At 48.8% G+C, this 19,178-nt stretch carries 13 protein-coding genes, 1 tRNA gene and 3 rRNA genes; 10 read left to right on the plus strand and 7 right to left on the minus strand.

Going from position 1 to position 19,178, the window contains the following annotated elements:
* From AC6R03_RS00980 to rrf (AC6R03_RS00995), 4 genes are all read left to right on the plus strand, one after another.
* Positions 1–2,389, plus strand: a 23S ribosomal RNA gene (locus tag AC6R03_RS00980); the annotation flags it as partial.
* Positions 2,390–2,551: 162 nt separating this feature from the next.
* Positions 2,552–2,667 (plus strand): 5S ribosomal RNA (gene rrf, locus AC6R03_RS00985).
* A 133-nt stretch (positions 2,668–2,800) separates the two neighbouring features.
* Positions 2,801–2,876, plus strand: a tRNA-Thr gene (locus AC6R03_RS00990).
* A 43-nt stretch (positions 2,877–2,919) separates the two neighbouring features.
* A 5S ribosomal RNA gene (rrf, locus tag AC6R03_RS00995) occupies positions 2,920–3,035 on the plus strand.
* Between the two features lie 184 nt (positions 3,036–3,219).
* Here the strand turns inward: rrf (AC6R03_RS00995) and AC6R03_RS01000 are convergent.
* The 5 genes from AC6R03_RS01000 to leuA form a co-directional block, all read right to left on the minus strand.
* Positions 3,220–4,005, minus strand: a complete 786-nt coding sequence (locus AC6R03_RS01000; protein ID WP_500631827.1) for a DUF547 domain-containing protein — start codon at positions 4,003–4,005, stop codon at positions 3,220–3,222.
* A 132-nt stretch (positions 4,006–4,137) separates the two neighbouring features.
* Positions 4,138–4,740 carry a 3-isopropylmalate dehydratase small subunit gene (gene leuD / locus AC6R03_RS01005; RefSeq protein WP_500631826.1) on the minus strand — a complete coding sequence of 201 codons (603 nt, stop codon included), beginning with the start codon at positions 4,738–4,740 and terminating at the stop codon, positions 4,138–4,140.
* Positions 4,741–4,751: 11 nt separating this feature from the next.
* The gene (gene leuC / locus AC6R03_RS01010) at positions 4,752–6,152 is read right to left on the minus strand and encodes a 3-isopropylmalate dehydratase large subunit (RefSeq protein ID WP_487901397.1); all 1,401 of its coding nucleotides are present in this window, start codon (positions 6,150–6,152) and stop codon (positions 4,752–4,754) included.
* A 97-nt stretch (positions 6,153–6,249) separates the two neighbouring features.
* Positions 6,250–7,341: a 3-isopropylmalate dehydrogenase gene (gene leuB / locus AC6R03_RS01015; protein ID WP_500631825.1), complete on the minus strand. Its 1,092-nt coding sequence runs from the start codon at positions 7,339–7,341 to the stop codon at positions 6,250–6,252.
* A gap of 55 nt (positions 7,342–7,396) precedes the next feature.
* Positions 7,397–8,944, minus strand: a complete 1,548-nt coding sequence (gene leuA, locus AC6R03_RS01020; protein WP_500626334.1) for a 2-isopropylmalate synthase — start codon at positions 8,942–8,944, stop codon at positions 7,397–7,399.
* A gap of 444 nt (positions 8,945–9,388) precedes the next feature.
* On the opposite strand from leuA, the gene AC6R03_RS01025 reads away from it, so the two are divergent.
* The 6 genes from AC6R03_RS01025 (at position 9,389) to ilvN (ending at position 16,966) form a co-directional block, all read left to right on the plus strand.
* Positions 9,389–9,916 (plus strand): phosphatase PAP2 family protein, encoded by a 528-nt coding sequence (locus tag AC6R03_RS01025; protein ID WP_487901394.1) that lies wholly within the window; start codon positions 9,389–9,391, stop codon positions 9,914–9,916.
* A 3-nt stretch (positions 9,917–9,919) separates the two neighbouring features.
* Entirely contained in the window at positions 9,920–10,966 is a 1,047-nt protein-coding gene (locus AC6R03_RS01030) for an MJ1255/VC2487 family glycosyltransferase (RefSeq protein ID WP_500631824.1), read from the plus strand.
* A 407-nt stretch (positions 10,967–11,373) separates the two neighbouring features.
* Positions 11,374–12,333: a transcriptional regulator LeuO gene (gene leuO / locus AC6R03_RS01035; RefSeq protein WP_500626336.1), complete on the plus strand. Its 960-nt coding sequence runs from the start codon at positions 11,374–11,376 to the stop codon at positions 12,331–12,333.
* 166 nt (positions 12,334–12,499) lie between these two features.
* On the plus strand, positions 12,500–14,308 hold the full coding sequence (locus tag AC6R03_RS01040) for an AMP-dependent synthetase/ligase (RefSeq protein WP_500631823.1): 1,809 nt from the start codon (positions 12,500–12,502) through the stop codon (positions 14,306–14,308).
* Positions 14,309–14,744: 436 nt separating this feature from the next.
* Positions 14,745–16,469 (plus strand): acetolactate synthase 3 large subunit, encoded by a 1,725-nt coding sequence (locus tag AC6R03_RS01045; protein WP_500631822.1) that lies wholly within the window; start codon positions 14,745–14,747, stop codon positions 16,467–16,469.
* Between the two features lie 2 nt (positions 16,470–16,471).
* Positions 16,472–16,966 (plus strand): acetolactate synthase small subunit, encoded by a 495-nt coding sequence (gene ilvN, locus AC6R03_RS01050; RefSeq protein ID WP_334554152.1) that lies wholly within the window; start codon positions 16,472–16,474, stop codon positions 16,964–16,966.
* A 73-nt stretch (positions 16,967–17,039) separates the two neighbouring features.
* Here the strand turns inward: ilvN and serA are convergent, their stop codons facing one another.
* Complete coding sequence (gene serA / locus AC6R03_RS01055) at positions 17,040–18,269, minus strand: phosphoglycerate dehydrogenase (protein ID WP_487901390.1); 1,230 nt, start codon at positions 18,267–18,269, stop codon at positions 17,040–17,042.
* Between the two features lie 240 nt (positions 18,270–18,509).
* Positions 18,510–19,166 carry a ribose-5-phosphate isomerase RpiA gene (gene rpiA, locus AC6R03_RS01060; protein WP_500631821.1) on the minus strand — a complete coding sequence of 219 codons (657 nt, stop codon included), beginning with the start codon at positions 19,164–19,166 and terminating at the stop codon, positions 18,510–18,512.
* Positions 19,167–19,178: the final 12 nt, after the last annotated feature.

Genomic DNA, 19,178 nt, shown 5'->3' on the forward strand with positions numbered 1-19,178 from the left:
GAAACCGTGTACGTACAAGCAGTAGGAGCACCTTCGTGGTGTGACTGCGTACCTTTTGTATAATGGGTCAGCGACTTATATTCAGTGGCAAGGTTAACCATCTAGGGGAGCCGTAGGGAAACCGAGTCTTAACTGGGCGCTCAGTCTCTGGATATAGACCCGAAACCAGGTGATCTAGCCATGGGCAGGTTGAAGGTTGAGTAACATCAACTGGAGGACCGAACCGACTAATGTTGAAAAATTAGCGGATGACTTGTGGCTAGGGGTGAAAGGCCAATCAAACCTGGAGATAGCTGGTTCTCCCCGAAAGCTATTTAGGTAGCGCCTCGGACGAATACTACTGGGGGTAGAGCACTGTTAAGGCTAGGGGGTCATCCCGACTTACCAACCCTTTGCAAACTCCGAATACCAGTAAGTACTATCCGGGAGACACACGGCGGGTGCTAACGTCCGTCGTGGAGAGGGAAACAACCCAGACCGCCAGCTAAGGTCCCAAATTATTACTAAGTGGGAAACGATGTGGGAAGGCTTAGACAGCTAGGATGTTGGCTTAGAAGCAGCCATCATTTAAAGAAAGCGTAATAGCTCACTAGTCGAGTCGGCCTGCGCGGAAGATGTAACGGGGCTAAGTAATAAACCGAAGCTGCGGCAATACCTTTTAGGTATTGGGTAGGGGAGCGTTCTGTAAGCCGTTGAAGGTGTGTTGTAAAGCATGCTGGAGGTATCAGAAGTGCGAATGCTGACATGAGTAACGATAAAGGGGGTGAAAAACCTCCTCGCCGGAAGACCAAGGGTTCCTGTCCAACGTTAATCGGGGCAGGGTAAGTCGACCCCTAAGGCGAGGCCGAAAGGCGTAGTCGATGGGAAACGGGTTAATATTCCCGTACTTCAACTTATTGCGATGGGGGGACGGAGAAGGCTAGGTGGGCCTGGCGACGGTTGTCCAGGTTCAAGTGCGTAGGCTTGAGAGTTAGGTAAATCCGGCTCTCTTTAAGGCTGAGACACGATGTCGAGCGCCCAAGGGCGTGAAGTCATTGATGCCATGCTTCCAGGAAAAGCCTCTAAGCTTCAGATAAGTTGGAATCGTACCCCAAACCGACACAGGTGGTCGGGTAGAGAATACCAAGGCGCTTGAGAGAACTCGGGTGAAGGAACTAGGCAAAATGGTACCGTAACTTCGGGAGAAGGTACGCTCTTGACGGTGAAGTCCCTTGCGGATGGAGCTATTGAGAGTCGCAGATACCAGGTGGCTGCAACTGTTTATTAAAAACACAGCACTGTGCAAAATCGTAAGATGACGTATACGGTGTGACGCCTGCCCGGTGCCGGAAGGTTAATTGATGGGGTTAGACTTCGGTCGAAGCTCTTGATCGAAGCCCCGGTAAACGGCGGCCGTAACTATAACGGTCCTAAGGTAGCGAAATTCCTTGTCGGGTAAGTTCCGACCTGCACGAATGGCGTAATGATGGCCACGCTGTCTCCACCCGAGACTCAGTGAAATTGAAATCGCTGTGAAGATGCAGTGTACCCGCGGCTAGACGGAAAGACCCCGTGAACCTTTACTACAGCTTGGCACTGAACATTGAGCCTACATGTGTAGGATAGGTGGGAGGCTTTGAAGCAGGTACGCCAGTATCTGTGGAGCCGACCTTGAAATACCACCCTTGTATGTTTGATGTTCTAACTTAGCCCCGTTATCCGGGGTGAGGACAGTGCCTGGTGGGTAGTTTGACTGGGGCGGTCTCCTCCCAAAGAGTAACGGAGGAGCACGAAGGTGGGCTAATCACGGTTGGACATCGTGAGGTTAGTGCAATGGCATAAGCCCGCTTGACTGCGAGAATGACAATTCGAGCAGGTGCGAAAGCAGGTCATAGTGATCCGGTGGTTCTGAATGGAAGGGCCATCGCTCAACGGATAAAAGGTACTCCGGGGATAACAGGCTGATACCGCCCAAGAGTTCATATCGACGGCGGTGTTTGGCACCTCGATGTCGGCTCATCACATCCTGGGGCTGAAGTCGGTCCCAAGGGTATGGCTGTTCGCCATTTAAAGTGGTACGCGAGCTGGGTTTAGAACGTCGTGAGACAGTTCGGTCCCTATCTGCCGTGGGCGTTGGAAGATTGAAGGGGGCTGCTCCTAGTACGAGAGGACCGGAGTGGACGAACCTCTGGTGTTCGGGTTGTGTCGCCAGACGCATTGCCCGGTAGCTAAGTTCGGAATCGATAACCGCTGAAAGCATCTAAGCGGGAAGCGAGCCCTGAGATGAGTCTTCCCTGGCACTTTAAGTGCCCTTAAGGGTTGTTCGAGACTAGAACGTTGATAGGCAGGGTGTGTAAGCGCTGTGAGGCGTTGAGCTAACCTGTACTAATTGCCCGTGAGGCTTAACCATACAACACCCAAAGGGTTTTGATGGACTCGATGTAAGAACATTGAATGTGTGATAAAGAGACGAGTGTCTAGTTCCTAGTAGCTAGAAACGATAAACACAGCTTTCCGAATTATTAAGTTCTAGGAACTAGGCACTAGCTTCTAGAAACTTAAACAAAATTTGCTTGGCGACCATAGCGATTTGGACCCACCTGATTCCATGCCGAACTCAGAAGTGAAACGAATTAGCGCCGATGGTAGTGTGGGGCTTCCCCATGTGAGAGTAGGACATCGCCAGGCCCTATTTATTTTCACTTTTTATATAAAGTGAAGACAAAGGTAAGACCTCTGATTTTTAGAACAAGGTATCTAAAAATAAAGAGAGCCCGTTGTTAGACGGGTTTTTTTAGTCCACCGACACAAGATTTTGTGTGCTGATATAGCTCAGGTGGTAGAGCGCATCCTTGGTAAGGATGAGGTCCCCAGTTCGAGTCTGGGTATCAGCACCAGTTATTCGTCTCACTCATCATGGTGAGTAGACAACAAAATTTGCTTGGCGACCATAGCGATTTGGACCCACCTGATTCCATGCCGAACTCAGAAGTGAAACGAATTAGCGCCGATGGTAGTGTGGGGCTTCCCCATGTGAGAGTAGGACATCGCCAGGCTTAAATACTCAAACGCCCAGCTAATTCAGCTGGGCGTTTCTCGTTGTAATTCTCTTAAAAACGTAGAGTGTGGTTTGCGGATCGCCGCACCGCCCATGTGAGAGTAGGACACCGCCAGGCTTGAACACTCAACCGCCCAGCTAATCAGCTGGGCGTTTCTCGTTTTTACTCTTGTTGTTCTCGACTACTCTTTTCGTTCGTTCAGTTGCCAATCGTAATCGTAGCGTATTTTGCCTGAAAACTCGGCCAGTTCCGGGCGGTAGTGGGTTAGGTGATCAAACAGCGCTTCTTTGTCGCCAAAGTCTGCGGCAAACCAATCATAAATTGAGGAGAGAGTGAGTGTCTCACCTTGTATCTCTGCTCCTTTATAACTATTGATAAATGCCTCTGCGGCTTGTTCTAGCAGCGCTTCAGTATTCTCTGCGGTGAACGCAGACGCCTGCAAGTTTGGACAGCCAAGACTGGCGCAATTGACGGCGTAGTGAGTACGAGGATCCTGCCAGATTGGGCGTAAAATGCGGTGCTCGATATCGTTGAGAGTGACCTCTTGGCCATTGATCGTCAGGACATCTTGATCCCAAGGGCCAAAGCTAAATAGCCCACCGAGTTTCGTTATGGATGATACGGGGTAGTGGTCGATGATGAGTTTAACGGTGACGGCATTGTACAGGTTTACCCAATAGGCATATTGCTGGTTCTGGCGTAATTGACGAGGGTCGATCGTCTCCAATGACTCGATATATCGATTGAGTTTGAGTGTATCTTGAGGCTCAAACGCGCCATAACGCAACAGATGGTCTTCGCCTTGCACAACCAGATATTTATCAAGGAGCTCTTGCCATGCTTGATGAGAGATTGACTCTGCGTGTTCCGGGTTGCTTGTGTTCCAATATGCCCAAAGTTTTGATTTGGGTGCAGCCAACGCGGAGATAGGGGCGAGCAGGAGAAGTGCAGCGAGCGATGTTTTCATCTTATACCTTTACAAATCTGATCTGACAAATCGTACATAATGATTGAGACCCGCCGAGTGGCTGATATATTTCATCTTCAGAGTGGTCAAAAAAAAAGCTGGCAGGTTGCCAGCTTTATGGTAAGTGCGAGATTAACGCAAGAACTCGGGGATATTCGCCTCAAAAGCGGCGATCTTCTCTTCGTGTTGTAAGGTCAAACCGATGTTGTCGAGTCCATTGAGCAAGCAATGACGACGGAACTCATCGATCTCAAAACTGTACTCTTTGCCGTTAGCACGCACTTTCATCGCTTCTAAGTCCACTTCCACTTCCGCGCCTTCAGTGGCCTCAACAAATTGAAAAATCTCGTCGACTTCTTGTTCTGCTAAGCGCACAGGGACCATTTGGTTGTTGATCGAGTTGCCGTAAAAAATATCGGCAAAGCTCGTCGCGATCATGGCTTTGATACCGTAGTCGGCTAACGCCCAAGGAGCATGTTCACGTGATGAACCACAACCAAAGTTCTCGCGTGCGAGCAGGATTGAGGCCCCTTTATAACGCGGAGCGTTGAGGACGAAGTCCGGGTTAGGCTGTTCGCCGGCATCATCTAGAAATCGCCAATCATGAAAGAGGTGCTTGCCAAACCCTAAGCGCGAAACCTTTTGTAGGAACTGCTTAGGAATGATTGCATCAGTGTCGACATTCGCTGCATCGAGAGGCACGACCAAGCCGGTATGTTGTTTAAATCCTGACATGTGGTGTCTCCTTAGTTTAACTCACGAATATCAACAAAGTGGCCAGCAATGGCGGCAGCCGCGGCCATGGCAGGGCTGACTAGATGGGTACGACCCCCACGGCCTTGTCGACCTTCAAAATTTCGGTTTGATGTGGAGGCGCAACGCTCTCCTGGCCCTAAGCGGTCATTGTTCATGGCAAGACACATAGAGCAACCAGGTAAGCGCCATTCAAAGCCAGCTTCTTTGAAGATGACATCGAGCCCTTCAGCTTCGGCTTGCGCTTTCACTTGCTCGGAACCCGGTACGATCAACGCTTGCACATGAGCCGCCACTTTGCGTCCTTTCGCCACTGCGGCAGCGGCGCGCATATCCTCGATACGAGAGTTGGTACAAGAACCAACGAATACTTTATCAACGGAGTAGTCAGACAGCGCTTTGCCAGCTTCTAGTCCCATGTAGGCAAGGGCTTTCTCAGCAGAGGCTTTCTCGATAGGATCTTGAAAGCTCTCGGGCGTAGGGATTGGACTATCGACGGCGATCACTTGTCCTGGGTTTGTCCCCCAAGTGACTTGTGGTTTGATGTCTGCACCATTTAGCGTAACGACTGCGTCAAACTTGGCGTCATCGTCGGTTTTCAGGGTTTGCCAATACTCTACGGCAGCGTCCCAGTTGGCACCCGTAGGCGCAAATTTACGACCTTTGATGTAATCGAAAGTGGTTTGATCGGGTGCAATCAGGCCTGCTTTAGCGCCTAATTCAATTGCCATGTTACACACCGTCATACGACCTTCCATCGACAGATCTCGGATCGCTTCACCACAGAACTCGACTACGTAACCCGTGCCGCCTGCGGCAGTGGTCTTCCCTATGATGGCAAGCACGATGTCTTTTGCTGTGATGCCTGGGGCGACCTTGCCTTTGACTTCAATCTTCATTGTTTTGGCGCGCGCTTGCTTCAAGGTTTGAGTGGCAAGCACATGCTCAACTTCTGAGGTGCCGATACCGAATGCCAAGGAACCAAAGGCGCCGTGCGTTGCGGTATGTGAGTCACCACATACGATGGTCATACCCGGAAGCGTAATACCGAGCTCAGGGCCCATTACGTGGACAATGCCTTGGTATTTGTGGTTGATGTCATACAGTGTGACGCCAAATTCTTCACAGTTTTTGGACAGCGTTTCCATCTGGATTCGCGCCATTTCACCGGATGCATTGATGTCTTTGGTGGTGGTCGAGACGTTGTGATCCATGGTTGCGAAGGTCTTGCTGACTTGACGCACGGTGCGTCCTTTCTCACGCAAGCCATCAAACGCTTGTGGTGAGGTCACTTCATGCACTAAGTGACGATCAATATAAAGGATAGGGTTTTCACCCTCGGCTTCGACGGCGATATGTGCGTCATACACCTTTTCGTATAATGTTTTACCCATTGCTCTTCCTCGTCGTCCTTGTCGATAAACCCGCCAATGCCAAGCGGCGATTGGCGGTGTCATGACGACTTATAGTCTGTTGTGTTTGGTCTGTCGATTACGAGTTTAAAATGTATCCAGCGATTTTGTCGCCCATCTCTGAGGTCGTCAGAGCGGGGTTGTTACCAGCAAGGTCTGCGGTAAGCTCGCCAGCGGCTAGCGCTTTTGACACGGCATGTTCAATATCTTGCGCTGCGGCTTCTTCGCCTAGGCTGTAACGCAGCATGAGCGCTGCTGACAGAATTTGCGCTACTGGGTTGGCGATGTTTTTGCCTGCGATGTCCGGGGCACTACCGCCAGCGGGTTCATACAGACCAAACTTGCTCTCATTGAGACTGGCAGAAGGGAGCATACCCATTGAGCCGGTGATCATCGCACACTCATCCGAGATGATGTCGCCGAAAATATTCGAGCACAGCATGACATCAAACTGAGCCGGATCTTTGATAAGCTGCATCGTGGCGTTATCGATGTACATGTGAGAAAGCTCAACATCTGGGTACTCTTTTGCGATCTGTTCCACCACTTCTCGCCATAGAATAGAGCTTTGCAGTACGTTCGCTTTATCAACTGAGCACACTTTCTTGCGGCGCAGCTGTGCAGACTCAAACGCAATACGCGCAATACGCTCGATTTCAAAGCGGTGGTAGACTTCGGTATCAAACGCTTTCTCGTTGGCGCCTTCACCTTCACGTCCTTTCGGTTGACCGAAGTAGATGCCGCCAGTCAGCTCACGCACGACGACGATATCAAAGCCACGCTCAGAGATGTCTGCGCGGAGTGGTGAGAAGGCTTCCAGTCCAGAATGGATTTGAGCTGGGCGCAGGTTGCAAAAGAGTTGGAAATGTTTACGTAGCGGCAGTAACGCACCACGTTCAGGTTGATCGTTCGGCGGTAGATGTTCCCATTTCGGACCACCTACTGAGCCAAATAGAACGGCATCGGACTCTTCACACGCCTTCACCGTGCTCTCTGGGAGTGGCGTACCGTGGTTGTCGATGGCGATGCCACCCACATCATGCTGTTCACGCTCAAAGCGGATTCCGTGCTTACTCTCAATCGCATCCAGTACTTTATTGGCTTGCGCCATTACTTCTGGGCCGATGCCGTCACCAGGGAGAACGGCAATGTTGTACGTTTTGTCTGTCATGTTAATCCTTTAATTTTAATTATCGTGAAGCCTAGAGACCGGAGTCTCAGGCGTCTTATACGGTTGCGATTTTTTTCTGTTTGATTTCAGCAATTTGGTTTGCACGGTGAATGCTGTTGATCACGTGAAGAAGGGCTTGGCCTGAGGCTTCGACAATGTCCGTTGAAACACCGGTACCGTGATATTTTCGGCCTTTGTAGTTGGCGATAATATCCGCTTGGCCCAAACCATCTTCCCCTTCACCTTTGGCGGTTAAGTCAAACTTATCCAGCACAATATCATACCCAGTGACGCGATAGATACACTGGTACAAGGCATCCACCGGGCCATTGCCGACGGCTGCTTCGCAGCGCTCTTCATCACCGCACTGCAACTTGATACTGGTGGTGGCCATTACGCTACCAGATTGCACGCTGAGATAGTTCAACTTGTAGTAGTCATCTTCTTCGCGCAAGTTAGAGAAGTGCATCAAGGCTTCCAAATCGTAGTCAAACACTTGCCCCTTGCGGTCAGCCAGCTTCAAGAAATCTTCGTACAACGCATCTAGGTTGTACTCTTCGCTCTTGTAGCCCATCGAGTCCATATGACTCTTCACCGCGGCACGTCCACTGCGACTGGTTAGGTTCAACGCTTGGTTTTTCAATCCAATCGACTCTGGCGTCATGATTTCGTAAGTGTTCTTATTCTTCAGCATGCCATCTTGGTGAATGCCGGAAGAGTGGCTAAACGCGTTGGCGCCGACGATCGCTTTGTTGGATTGAATCGGCATATTGCACAATTGGCTGACGAGTTTACTGGTGCGATGGATTTCGTCGTGTTTAAGGCCAGTGTGAACGCCAAGCAGTTCTTGACGAGTTTTGATGATCATCGCGATCTCTTCGAGAGAGCAGTTGCCCGCTCGCTCTCCGATGCCATTAATGGTGCCTTCAATTTGACGTGCACCTGCTTGAACCGCTGCAATTGAGTTGGCAACAGACATACCAAGGTCATCGTGACAGTGAACAGAGATAATCGCTTTATCGATGTTTGGCACGCGGTTGAATAGAGTTTGAATAATGCCGCCAAACTCGTTGGGCACCGTGTAGCCTACGGTATCAGGGATATTGATCGTACTGGCACCTGCATCGATCGCCGCTTCGACCATACGACATAGGTTGTCAATTGGAGTACGGCCAGCGTCTTCACACGAGAATTCGACATCATCGGTATAGTTACGCGCATGTTTAACCGCTTTGACACCCATTTCGACTACATCGTCGTAGCTGCGGCGAAGCTTGTCTTGAACGTGCACTGTAGAGGTTGAAATGAAGGTATGGATACGGAATTGGTCTGCGACTTTTAATGCTTCAGCCGCCGCATCGATGTCTTTTGCCACTGCACGAGAAAGCGCACAGATTCGGCTATTTTTGATATTGCGAGCAATCGCTTGGACGGATTCAAAATCACCCGGAGACGATACAGGGAAGCCTGCTTCAATAACATCAACGCCGAGTCTTTCAAGCGCGTAGGCAATCTGCAGTTTCTCTTTAACTGTCAAACTTGCTGACAACGCTTGTTCGCCATCACGCAATGTGGTGTCGAAAATAATGACTTGATCGTTCATGTTTGCTTCCTTAGTGATTTCTACACATTTGAGTGAGTGAATCGATGACTTCCGGTTTCGTTATAGTAAAAAAAAGCCCGCATATTGATGCGGGCTTTTTGAATCTGTGTGGTGGTTTTTCGTCCACAGCCTACCCGCGCGATTTGGTCACGATAAGGAGGAGGCTCAGCAGGAGAGAAAAACGCATATACATGATTAACGTGTCCTTAAAGGTCGTTATATATCCACAAAATTAAGTTAACAAATTAGTACCGTACTCAACCGCATAGGTCAACCCTAAAGTGCAAGTTTTCTCCTCTTTCTTGTTTTCTTTATTTTCAACAGACGCAAAGTTTTGCGTTCTCTACTGAATGTTGATGTCACGCAACTACAGTGAAACGTTCACGAACCTGTCACCAAAAACGCTTAATTTGTCATCAATACCGTCATGGAAAGGAGTCGGTCATGCGTACTATCGAACCTATCGCAAAGTTAGATTTGGCGTTCTCATTGTTTTGCTTGCAGCACAAGTTTTCTTGGCCTGTGTCTCGCTTGAGCAAAGCCGTTTCTCACACAGGTGATGGGCACCTCTATGTGTTATTTGGCGCTCTAGCGTGGGGCTGGGGTGGCGATACTGGGGCTTGGTTTCTGCTTGTTGGTTTAACGGCGTTTCTTATCGAGCTTCCGATTTACTGGACGTTGAAAAACCTATTTAAGCGCCGCCGTCCGCAGGAGTTGTCAGATCTGGTGCCCTCTTTTATTACGCCATCCGATCGCTACAGTTTACCCTCTGGGCATACGGCAGCGGCGTTCTTAATGGCCACCTTGATCGGACACTTTTATCCAGGCTTAGCGGTCATCGCGTTAGTCTGGGCCTGTTTCATCGCCTTATCTCGTATCTTGTTGGGTGTCCATTTTCTCACTGATGTGTTGTTAGGCGCCGTCTTGGGCATGATGTGTGCTCAAGCTGCCCTCACCCTGATTGGAGGTTAATGAGTGAAAATACTGTATGGCGTTCAAGGCACTGGTAATGGTCATATCGCTCGTGCAAGAGCAATGGCACAGTGTTTAAAAAAGAGCGGGTTGGAGGTGCAGTTTCTCTTTTCTGGGCGAGAAAAGTCTAAGTACTTCTCTATGGAGGAGTTTGGCGACTATCAAACTCGGCAAGGCTTTTCATTTGTGACCAATAAAGGTCAGGTGGATTACCTAAAAACCGCCTTGAGCAATAACCCCTGGCACTTTTGGCGAGAAGTCAAACAGCTCGACTTATCTCAGTACGATCTCGTCCTCAATGATTTCGAGCCTGTGTCTGCTTGGGCCGCACGGCAACAAAACATCCCATCGATTAGCATCAGCCACCAAAACGCCTTTCGCTACCCTGTCCCTTTACGTGGCGCGAGTTGGTTTGATAGACAAGTCATCGAGCATTTTGCCCCAGCCAATTATCACATCGGGTTGCATTGGTATCATTTTGATCAACCCATTTTGCCACCAATTGTGCATACGCACAGAGAAGAAGTGGCAGAAGAAGCGTTTATTTTGGTTTATTTGCCGTTTGAAAGCACCGCCGACATTTCGGAGTTGTTGCTTCGCTTTGTTAACCATCGCTTTATCTGTTATCACCCAGAAATCATCGAACCTGAACTTATCGACAATATCGAGTTTATGCCACTCAGCGTCTCCTCTTTTCATCACCATCTCAATCGCTGCGGTGGGGTGATTGCCAATGGTGGTTTTGAGCTGCCATCAGAAGCGTTGACGTTGGGTAAGAAGCTGCTACTCAAGCCCTTGAGTGGGCAGTTTGAGCAACTGAGCAATGTGGCAACATTAGAGGATCTCGGGTTGGCGTCGTCGATGGAGATGTTGGATGCCTCGATTGTTCGTCGTTGGCTCGATGAGCCTGGAGCAGAGAGTGTGAATTACCCCGATGTCGCACAGGCAATTGTGGCGTGGATTGAAAAAGGGCGTTGGGATGATCAGTTGGCGTTGACCGGTGAACTATGGGAGCGAGTGGATTTTCCAAGTTATGTTACCCCCTCCTAGCGTTGAGATAGGCGCTACGTTGATTCGACAAAAACAGCATCAGTTATTGATGCTGTTTTTGTATCTGCGAGAGTAACTATTGATTCCCTCCATAATAGCGGCGCGATATGGAAATGCGCTAGGTATATAAAATATTTGTATATTTCTATAAAAAACAGCGTTTTAGTTATTTTTATATGTGGATTAACATGTTGATTTGTAAGTTCTTTCTGATTTGTATGATAAAAAATACTGATTAAATATCAATCTAGTTGATAAGCGCAGTTTGATTCGTTGATAGTAGTAATGCGTTAGGAAATATCTGACTTAGAAATACGAGTGCCATCCCGTGCCACGGCTTTCTGTTCCCCACCTATTCGCATCAAAAATATTGAATGAATTTGACGAATTTTAATGAGGCTTGCCAAATGAATGACAAGAAAGAATCGGTTAGCGCTATGTCTAGCTACCGTATGGAAAGTACGTTACGTGGAGTGGATCTCAACCTATTAACCGTGTTTGATGCAGTGATGCAAGAGCAAAACATCACACGCGCTGCGCATAACTTGGGCATGTCTCAACCTGCAGTGAGCAACGCTGTCGCACGCCTAAAAGTGATGTTTAATGACGAACTCTTTATGCGTCAAGGTCGCGGTATCCAGCCGACTCAACGCGCTCGCCAACTGTTTGGCCCTGTGCGCCAAGCGTTGCAACTGATCCGTAACGAGCTGCCAAGTTCTGTGTTTTCTCCTGAAACGTCAACACGTCTTTTCAAGCTTGGTATTTGCAGCCCTTGTGACATGCGTTTTGCACCAAAAATCATGGCAACGATTCACGAGTTGGCACCGAATGTTCAACTGCACCTCGATGCGGAATTTGACCGTCAATTGGCTGAGCGCATGCGTTATCAAGAAATTGATTTTGTGATTGATTACGCCCGTTTTGATGAGCAAGGTTTCTCAAGCACAGAAATCTTCCAAGACGAATTGGTTGTCGTCGCATCAAAAGCACACTCGCGCATTAACGGCAGCGTGAGCGCAGATGACTTGCTGCGTGAGCGTCACGCAAAACTGTCTAAAATCCATGGTCAACGTAGCTTCTCTGAGCAAGCTTATCGTGATCTAGACTTACAAGCGTACTATGAAGGTACGAGCTTGAGTAACGTGCTGTACGTGGTCGGTCAGTCAGAGCTCGTGACTATCGCACCGCGTTGGATGGTTGAAAATGCCGCCAACAAAGAGCAGCTACAAGTACTTGAGTTCCCGTTTGAGAACGCCAGTATCAGTGGCTACCTCAGCTGGCACGAGTCGAGTGAAAAAGACAAAGGCCACATCTGGTTGCGTGATCAACTGATGATGGTGTGCGGTGAAGTGGTCGCTTTAAACTAATTGACACACTTTTCTTGTATTAAAAAACCTTGGGTGGCTCTGGCCTCCCGAGGTTTTTTACTATTTAGCGGCAGAAGTTTGATGAGTGTCAGTTGCCTTTTCAAACTTGAAATGTACACTTGTGCGCTGAAATAAGGCTTACAGGTGTAAGCTAAAGGTAGAAGTGATGGCCAATTTAGATTTTCATATCGTACAACGAATTCGAGACAGAATTGCACAAGGCGCCGAGCGCGCCGCGCTCAAGCACAAAGTGAACGGTGCTTGGCAAGACATCAGTTGGAAGCAGTTCGGTCAGCAAGTGGACGCCGTGTCGCTTGCACTATTGGCTCAAGGATTGAGAATACAAGATAAAGTCGGCATTTTTTCCAACAACATGCCGCAATGGACCATCGCTGATATCGGTGCGCTGCAAGCCCGTATCGTGACTGTTCCTATTTATCCGACCAACACCGCCGCCCAGTCCGCATACATCGTAGAAAACGCAGATGTGAAAGTACTGTTTGTTGGCGAGCAAGCCCAGTTTGATGCGGCGTTAGAGATCACGACACTGTGCCCGCAGCTTGAGTTGATTGTCGCTATGTCCGATGACATCGAATTAGGGGATGCGCCGAACGCGATGAGCTGGAAAGGGTTTATTGCCAGCGGCAGCCAAGCGCACCAAGCGGAGCTTGACGCGCGTTTAAGCCAAGCAAACGCCGATGATCTGCTCACACTGATTTACACCTCAGGTACCACAGGTCAGCCAAAAGGCGTGATGCTCGATTACGCTAACATTGCCGCGCAACTCGAAGGGCATGACAAACGTCTGAGCCTCTCTCAAGAGGATGTGTCGCTCTGTTTCTTACCGTTGTCTCACGTGTTCGAGCGGGCGTGGACTTACTACGTGCTCTACAAAGGCGCGACCAATTGCTATCTGCAAGACACCATGCAAGTGCGTGATGCCTTAGGCGAAGTGCGCCCTACTGTGATGTGTGCGGTGCCAAGATTTTACGAGAAAATCTTCTCGGCCATTCATGAAAAAGTGTCTAAAGCCCCACTGATTCGCAAAGTGCTGTTCACTTGGGCGGTGAATATGGGCGCTAAGGTGTCGGCGTGTCATCAAGAGGGACGAAAGCCTTCTTTTCTACTGAAAAAGTCACATGCGCTTGCGGATAAGTTGGTTTTGTCGAAGTTGCGTGCTTTATTGGGTGGTCGCATCAATTTTATGCCTTGTGGCGGCGCAAAGCTTGATGAAACCATTGGCCGTTTTTTCCATGCCTTAGGCATTAACGTCAAGTTAGGCTACGGTATGACGGAAACCACCGCGACAGTGTCATGCTGGAGCGATACCGGTTTTAACCCTGACTCTATTGGTGTCACTATGCCCGGTGCGCAAGTGAAAATCGGAGAGAACAACGAGATTCTCGTTCGTGGCCCTATGGTTATGCGTGGCTATTACAAAATGCCTGAAGAGACAGCGAAGAGTTTTGACGAGCAAGGCTTCTTGAAGACAGGAGACGCGGGGCATATTGATGAGGATGGCCATCTCTTTATTACCGACCGTATCAAAGAGCTGATGAAAACCTCCGGCGGTAAATACATTGCGCCTCAAGTGGTTGAAGGGGCGATCGGCAAAGATCACTTCATTGAGCAGGTGGCGGTGATTGCCGATACGCGCAAATTTGTCTCCGCTCTGATTGTGCCTTGTTTTGACAGCTTGGAAGAGTACGCCAAAGAGTTGAACATTAAGTATCACGACAGGGTCGAGCTGATAAAACACCACCAAGTGGTCGAAATGCTGGAAAAGCGAGTCAAAGATCTGCAAAAAGAGTTGGCCAACTTTGAGCAAGTGAAAAAGTTCAAACTATTGCCTAAAGCCTTCTCAATGGACGATGGCGAGCTAACGCCAACTCAAAAACTGCGAAGAAAAGTGATTAATGATAAATATCAGGACGAAATCGAAGAAATGTACAGTGATAAGCCGGAACGCAAGTAGTTCCGCGCTAGGATAATTTTTCGATTGATGAAAAATCCCTCAATGGCATACATGAGTCATTGAGGGATTTTTTTTGCGCTTTACTCATCAGCTTTAGCCAATGAGATTAGGGTGATAAGAAGTGATGAAACAATATATATGACTAAAATTTTCCATTACTTTAATGCCTTGTATTGCTTTGGTGCCACTTGGTGAGTATTTAAGGCCCTGTTTCCTTGTTTAGTAGCATCTTGTCAATTTTGCGAGGTAAATCGCATTAGACCTGGTGCTAATTAAACGTTACATTTGTTGCGTTACCTTGCTTTTTGTTACGACAGAGCAGGACATAGCCGAAAAAGTGTATGTATTTCGATTAGGCTACGAATAAGCCCTAGACTATGTAAAACCAGCTCAATTGATTGACCTTATTGATTGAGGTACTGGTAAGGAGAAAAATATGGCAGCAATGTTGTCCGGAGCAGAGATGGTGGTGCAATCTCTGATCGAAGAAGGCGTTGAACAGATTTTTGGATACCCAGGTGGTTCCGTTCTTGATATCTATGATGCGCTGCACGCCAAAACCGACCAAATCAAGCACGTTCTCGTGCGTCACGAACAAGCCGCTACCCACATGGCCGACGGCTATGCAAGAGCAACGGGCAATCCAGGTGTGGTGCTTGTCTGTTCTGGACCCGGTGCGACCAATACCATTACGGGGATCGCGACGGCGTACATGGATTCTATCCCGATGATCGTCATTTCTGGCAACGTGCCCAATAACCTGATTGGCAACGATGCGTTCCAAGAGTGTGACATTGTTGGTGTCTCTCGTCCTGTGGTAAAACACAGCTTTTTGGTGAAAAAAGCGGAAGATATTCCTGAAACGGTCAAAAAAGCCTTTTATATTGCCACTACCGGACGACCAGGTCCTGTGGTGATTGATTTGCCTAAGGATGTGATGAATCCTCTGGTGAAGCTGCCTTACGAGTATCCTTCATCCATCTCAATGCGCTCTTATAAGCCGACAACCAGCGGGCACAAAGGGCAGATCAAAAAGGCGCTGAAAGCGCTGCTCGACGCGAAAAAGCCGGTTCTTTATGTCGGTGGTGGCGCGGTGATCGCCGAAGCAGATAAACCTCTGCTCAAATTGGCAGAAGCGCTGAATTTGCCGGTTGTTAGCACACTGATGGGGCTAGGGGCTTTTCCCGGCACACACAAAAATGCGCTCGGTATGCTCGGGATGCATGGTCTGTATGAAGCAAACATGGCGATGCATAACGCCGATCTGATCTTTGGTGTTGGGGTTCGCTTTGATGATCGCACCACCAACAATCTAGAGAAATATTGTCCCGATGCGAAAGTTATGCATGTCGACATTGATCCCTCATCCATCTCTAAAAACGTCAAAGCGGATCTGCCGATCGTCGGCTCTGCGGACAAAGTACTGCAAGCTATGGTTGATCTGCTAGAAGATCAACAAGCATCCAACGATCAACAAGCATTGACTCGCTGGTGGGACGACATTCAAGCATGGCGCGATCGCGCTTGCTTAGCGTATGAAACCTCTCCAGAGCGGATTAAGCCTCAGCAAGTTATCGAGACACTGCACAAGCTGACGAATGGCGACGCTTATGTGGCTTCTGATGTTGGTCAGCACCAGATGTTTGCCGCGCTCTACTATCCGTTTAATAAACCTCGCCGCTGGATCAATTCTGGTGGTCTAGGCACGATGGGCTTTGGCCTTCCTGCGGGTATGGGAGTGAAATTTGCTAAGCCGAATGAAGAAGTGGTTGTCGTGACGGGCGATGGCAGTATTCAGATGAACATCCAAGAGCTCTCTACGGCGATGCAGTATGATATTCCGGTGAAGATCATTAACCTCAACAACCGTTTCTTGGGCATGGTCAAACAGTGGCAAGACATTATCTACCAAGGGCGACACTCCAACTCCTACATGAGTTCTGTTCCTGACTTTGCAGCCATTGCACAGGCGTATGGGCATGTGGGTATCCGTATCGAAACCCCCGATCAGCTGGAAGCGGGCCTAAAGCAAGCTTTGGATATGAAAGATCGTTTGGTGTTTGTGGATATCAATGTCGATGAAACAGAGCACGTTTACCCAATGCAGATCAAAGGCGAGGGTATGGACAAAATGTGGTTGAGCAAAACGGAGAGAACCTAATTATGCGACATATTATTTCACTACTACTGGAAAACCAGCCGGGCGCCTTGTCTCGCGTGGTGGGGCTATTCTCTCAGCGTGGCTACAACATTGAGTCATTGACGGTATCACCGACAGACGATGAGACCTTATCACGCCTCAACATTACGACCATTTCAGATAACATGCAGCTTGAACAGATTCAAAAGCAACTGCACAAGCTGATTGACGTGCTGAAAGTGCAAGAAGTCACCGAGTTTGAGCATATCGAACGCGAACTGATGATGGTGAAAGTCAAAGCCAGTGGCTTTGCTCGCGCTGAAGTGAAGCGCACGGCGGATATTTTCCGCGGCCAAATTGTCGATGTGACCTCTTCGCAATACACCGTTCAGTTGGCCGGGACCAGCGACAAACTGGATGCCTTCATTCAAGCGATTTCTGAAGTGACGGACGTGATTGAAGTGGCGCGAAGTGGCGTGGTAGGCATTGCTCGCGGAGAGCGAACGCTCAAGCCATAAACCCATCTTTAATTAAGTTTATCCCAATAAAAAACCACCTCGCGGTGGTTTTTTATTGCTGCTCAACGAACCATTAGTGCAGGATTCGCGCGCGAATGGTGCCTTCAATGCTTTTTAGCTTCTCAAGCGCCTCTTCAGAGCGGCCCGTTTCAACGTCAATCACCACGTAGCCGATCTCTGCGCTGGTTTGCAGATACTGAGCCGCGATGTTGATGCCGTCTTCTGCGAAGATGGTGTTAATTTGCGTCAGGATGCCAGGACGGTTTTTGTGAATGTGCAGCAAACGCGAGCAGTCACGGTGTTCAGGCAACGACACCTCTGGGAAGTTAACACTCGATAGGGTTGACCCGTTGTCTGAGTATTTCGCTAATTTACCCGCGACTTCTACGCCGATGTTCTCTTGCGCTTCTTGTGTCGAACCGCCGACATGAGGAGTGAGGATAACGTTATCAAACTTCTGTAATGGCGATTCAAATGGGTCCGCATTGGTCTTTGGTTCCACCGGGAACACATCAATCGCCGCGCCAGCTAGGTGGCCTGATTCCATTGCATGGCACAGCGCTTCAATATCCACCACGGTACCACGAGCGGCGTTGATGAAGATTGAGCCTGGCTTCATGCGAGCAAACTCTTCAGCGCCCATCATGTTTTTGGTTTCTGGCGTTTCTGGTACGTGCAGAGAGATGACATCACACTTATTGAGAAGCTCACTCATGGTGTGGACTTGTGTCGCGTTGCCAAGAGAGAGTTTGTTTTCAATGTCGTAGTAGTAGACGCGCATACCCAAGTTTTCAGCGATGATGCCAAGCTGGGTACCGATGTGACCGTAACCAATGATGCCAAGGCGTTTACCGCGTGCTTCGTAAGAGTGATCGGCACTCTTCTTCCAAATGCCACGGTGGGCAAGGGCATTCTTTTCAGGGATACCGCGAAGGAGTAGGAGAACTTGACCTAGCACCAACTCTGCCACACTGCGCGTGTTTGAGAATGGGGCGTTAAACACTGGAATACCGCGAACGGACGCCGCATTAAGATCCACTTGGTTGGTACCAATACAAAAACAGCCAATCGCGACTAACTTTTCTGCAGCATCAATCACTTCCTTGGAAAGATTGGTGCGCGAGCGAATACCAATAAAGTGGGCATCTTTAACGGCTTCTAGAAGCTCATCTTCTGCAAGGGAACCTTTATGGTACTCAATGTTGGAGTAGCCAGCGGCTTGCAAAACTTCGACCGACGATGGGTGAAGGCCTTCTAGGAGTAGAATCTTAATTTTGTCTTTTTCCAGTGAAACTTTGGCCATTATGTTCATCCTTATAATGGGAAATTGGGGCTTAACTGGCGCACATGTTAAATGACAACGTTTTTTCGACACTTAGTGTGACGCAAACGTTTTCCTTGTGCGTCTTCTGCTCACTAAGTTAACAAAAAAAATACAGCTTGGGTAAGAAAATTACGGAATAAGGAATAATTTTTATCGGGCTAAAAAGAAAAACGGCACCTAAAGGCGCCGTTTGTAAGGAAATAACTAAATTAAGTCGTTTTATGCCTCGATTTGGGCTCCGTTTGGTGTCCCGGTGATCACGACATCCGCGCCGCGATGAGCGAATAGGCCAACGGTCACGACGCCTGCGATGGCATTGATCTGATCTTCGGTCTTTTTAGGTTCAACAATCTTCATATTGTGAACGTCGAGAATGATGTTGCCATTGTCGGTCAGAACACCTTCACGGTAGACAGGCTCACCACCAAGTTTAACCAGCTCACGTGCAACGTAAGCGCGAGCCATAGGGATGACTTCAACAGGCAATGGGAATTGACCAAGAACGTCAACGGCTTTGGTGTTGTCGACAATACAGATGAACTTGTCGGAAATCGCCGCGACGATCTTTTCACGAGTCAGTGCCGCGCCGCCACCTTTGATCATTTCACGTGCTGGGTTGATCTCATCCGCGCCATCGACGTAAACATCCAGTTTGGTCACGTCATTGCAATCAAACACTTCGATACCGAGTCCTTTGAGTTTCTCGGTGGAAGCTTCAGAGCTGGATACGGCACCTTTGATGTCGTCTTTCAAAGTGCCCAATGCATCGATGAAGTGATTTACAGTGGAGCCCGTACCCACACCGACAATACTGCCTTTTTCGACATATTGTAGTGCAGCCCAGCCGGCTTCTTTTTTCATTTCATCTTGAGTCATGCCCATCTCCTA

The organism is Vibrio sp. R10-SG-ISO4 (genome assembly GCF_059834135.1).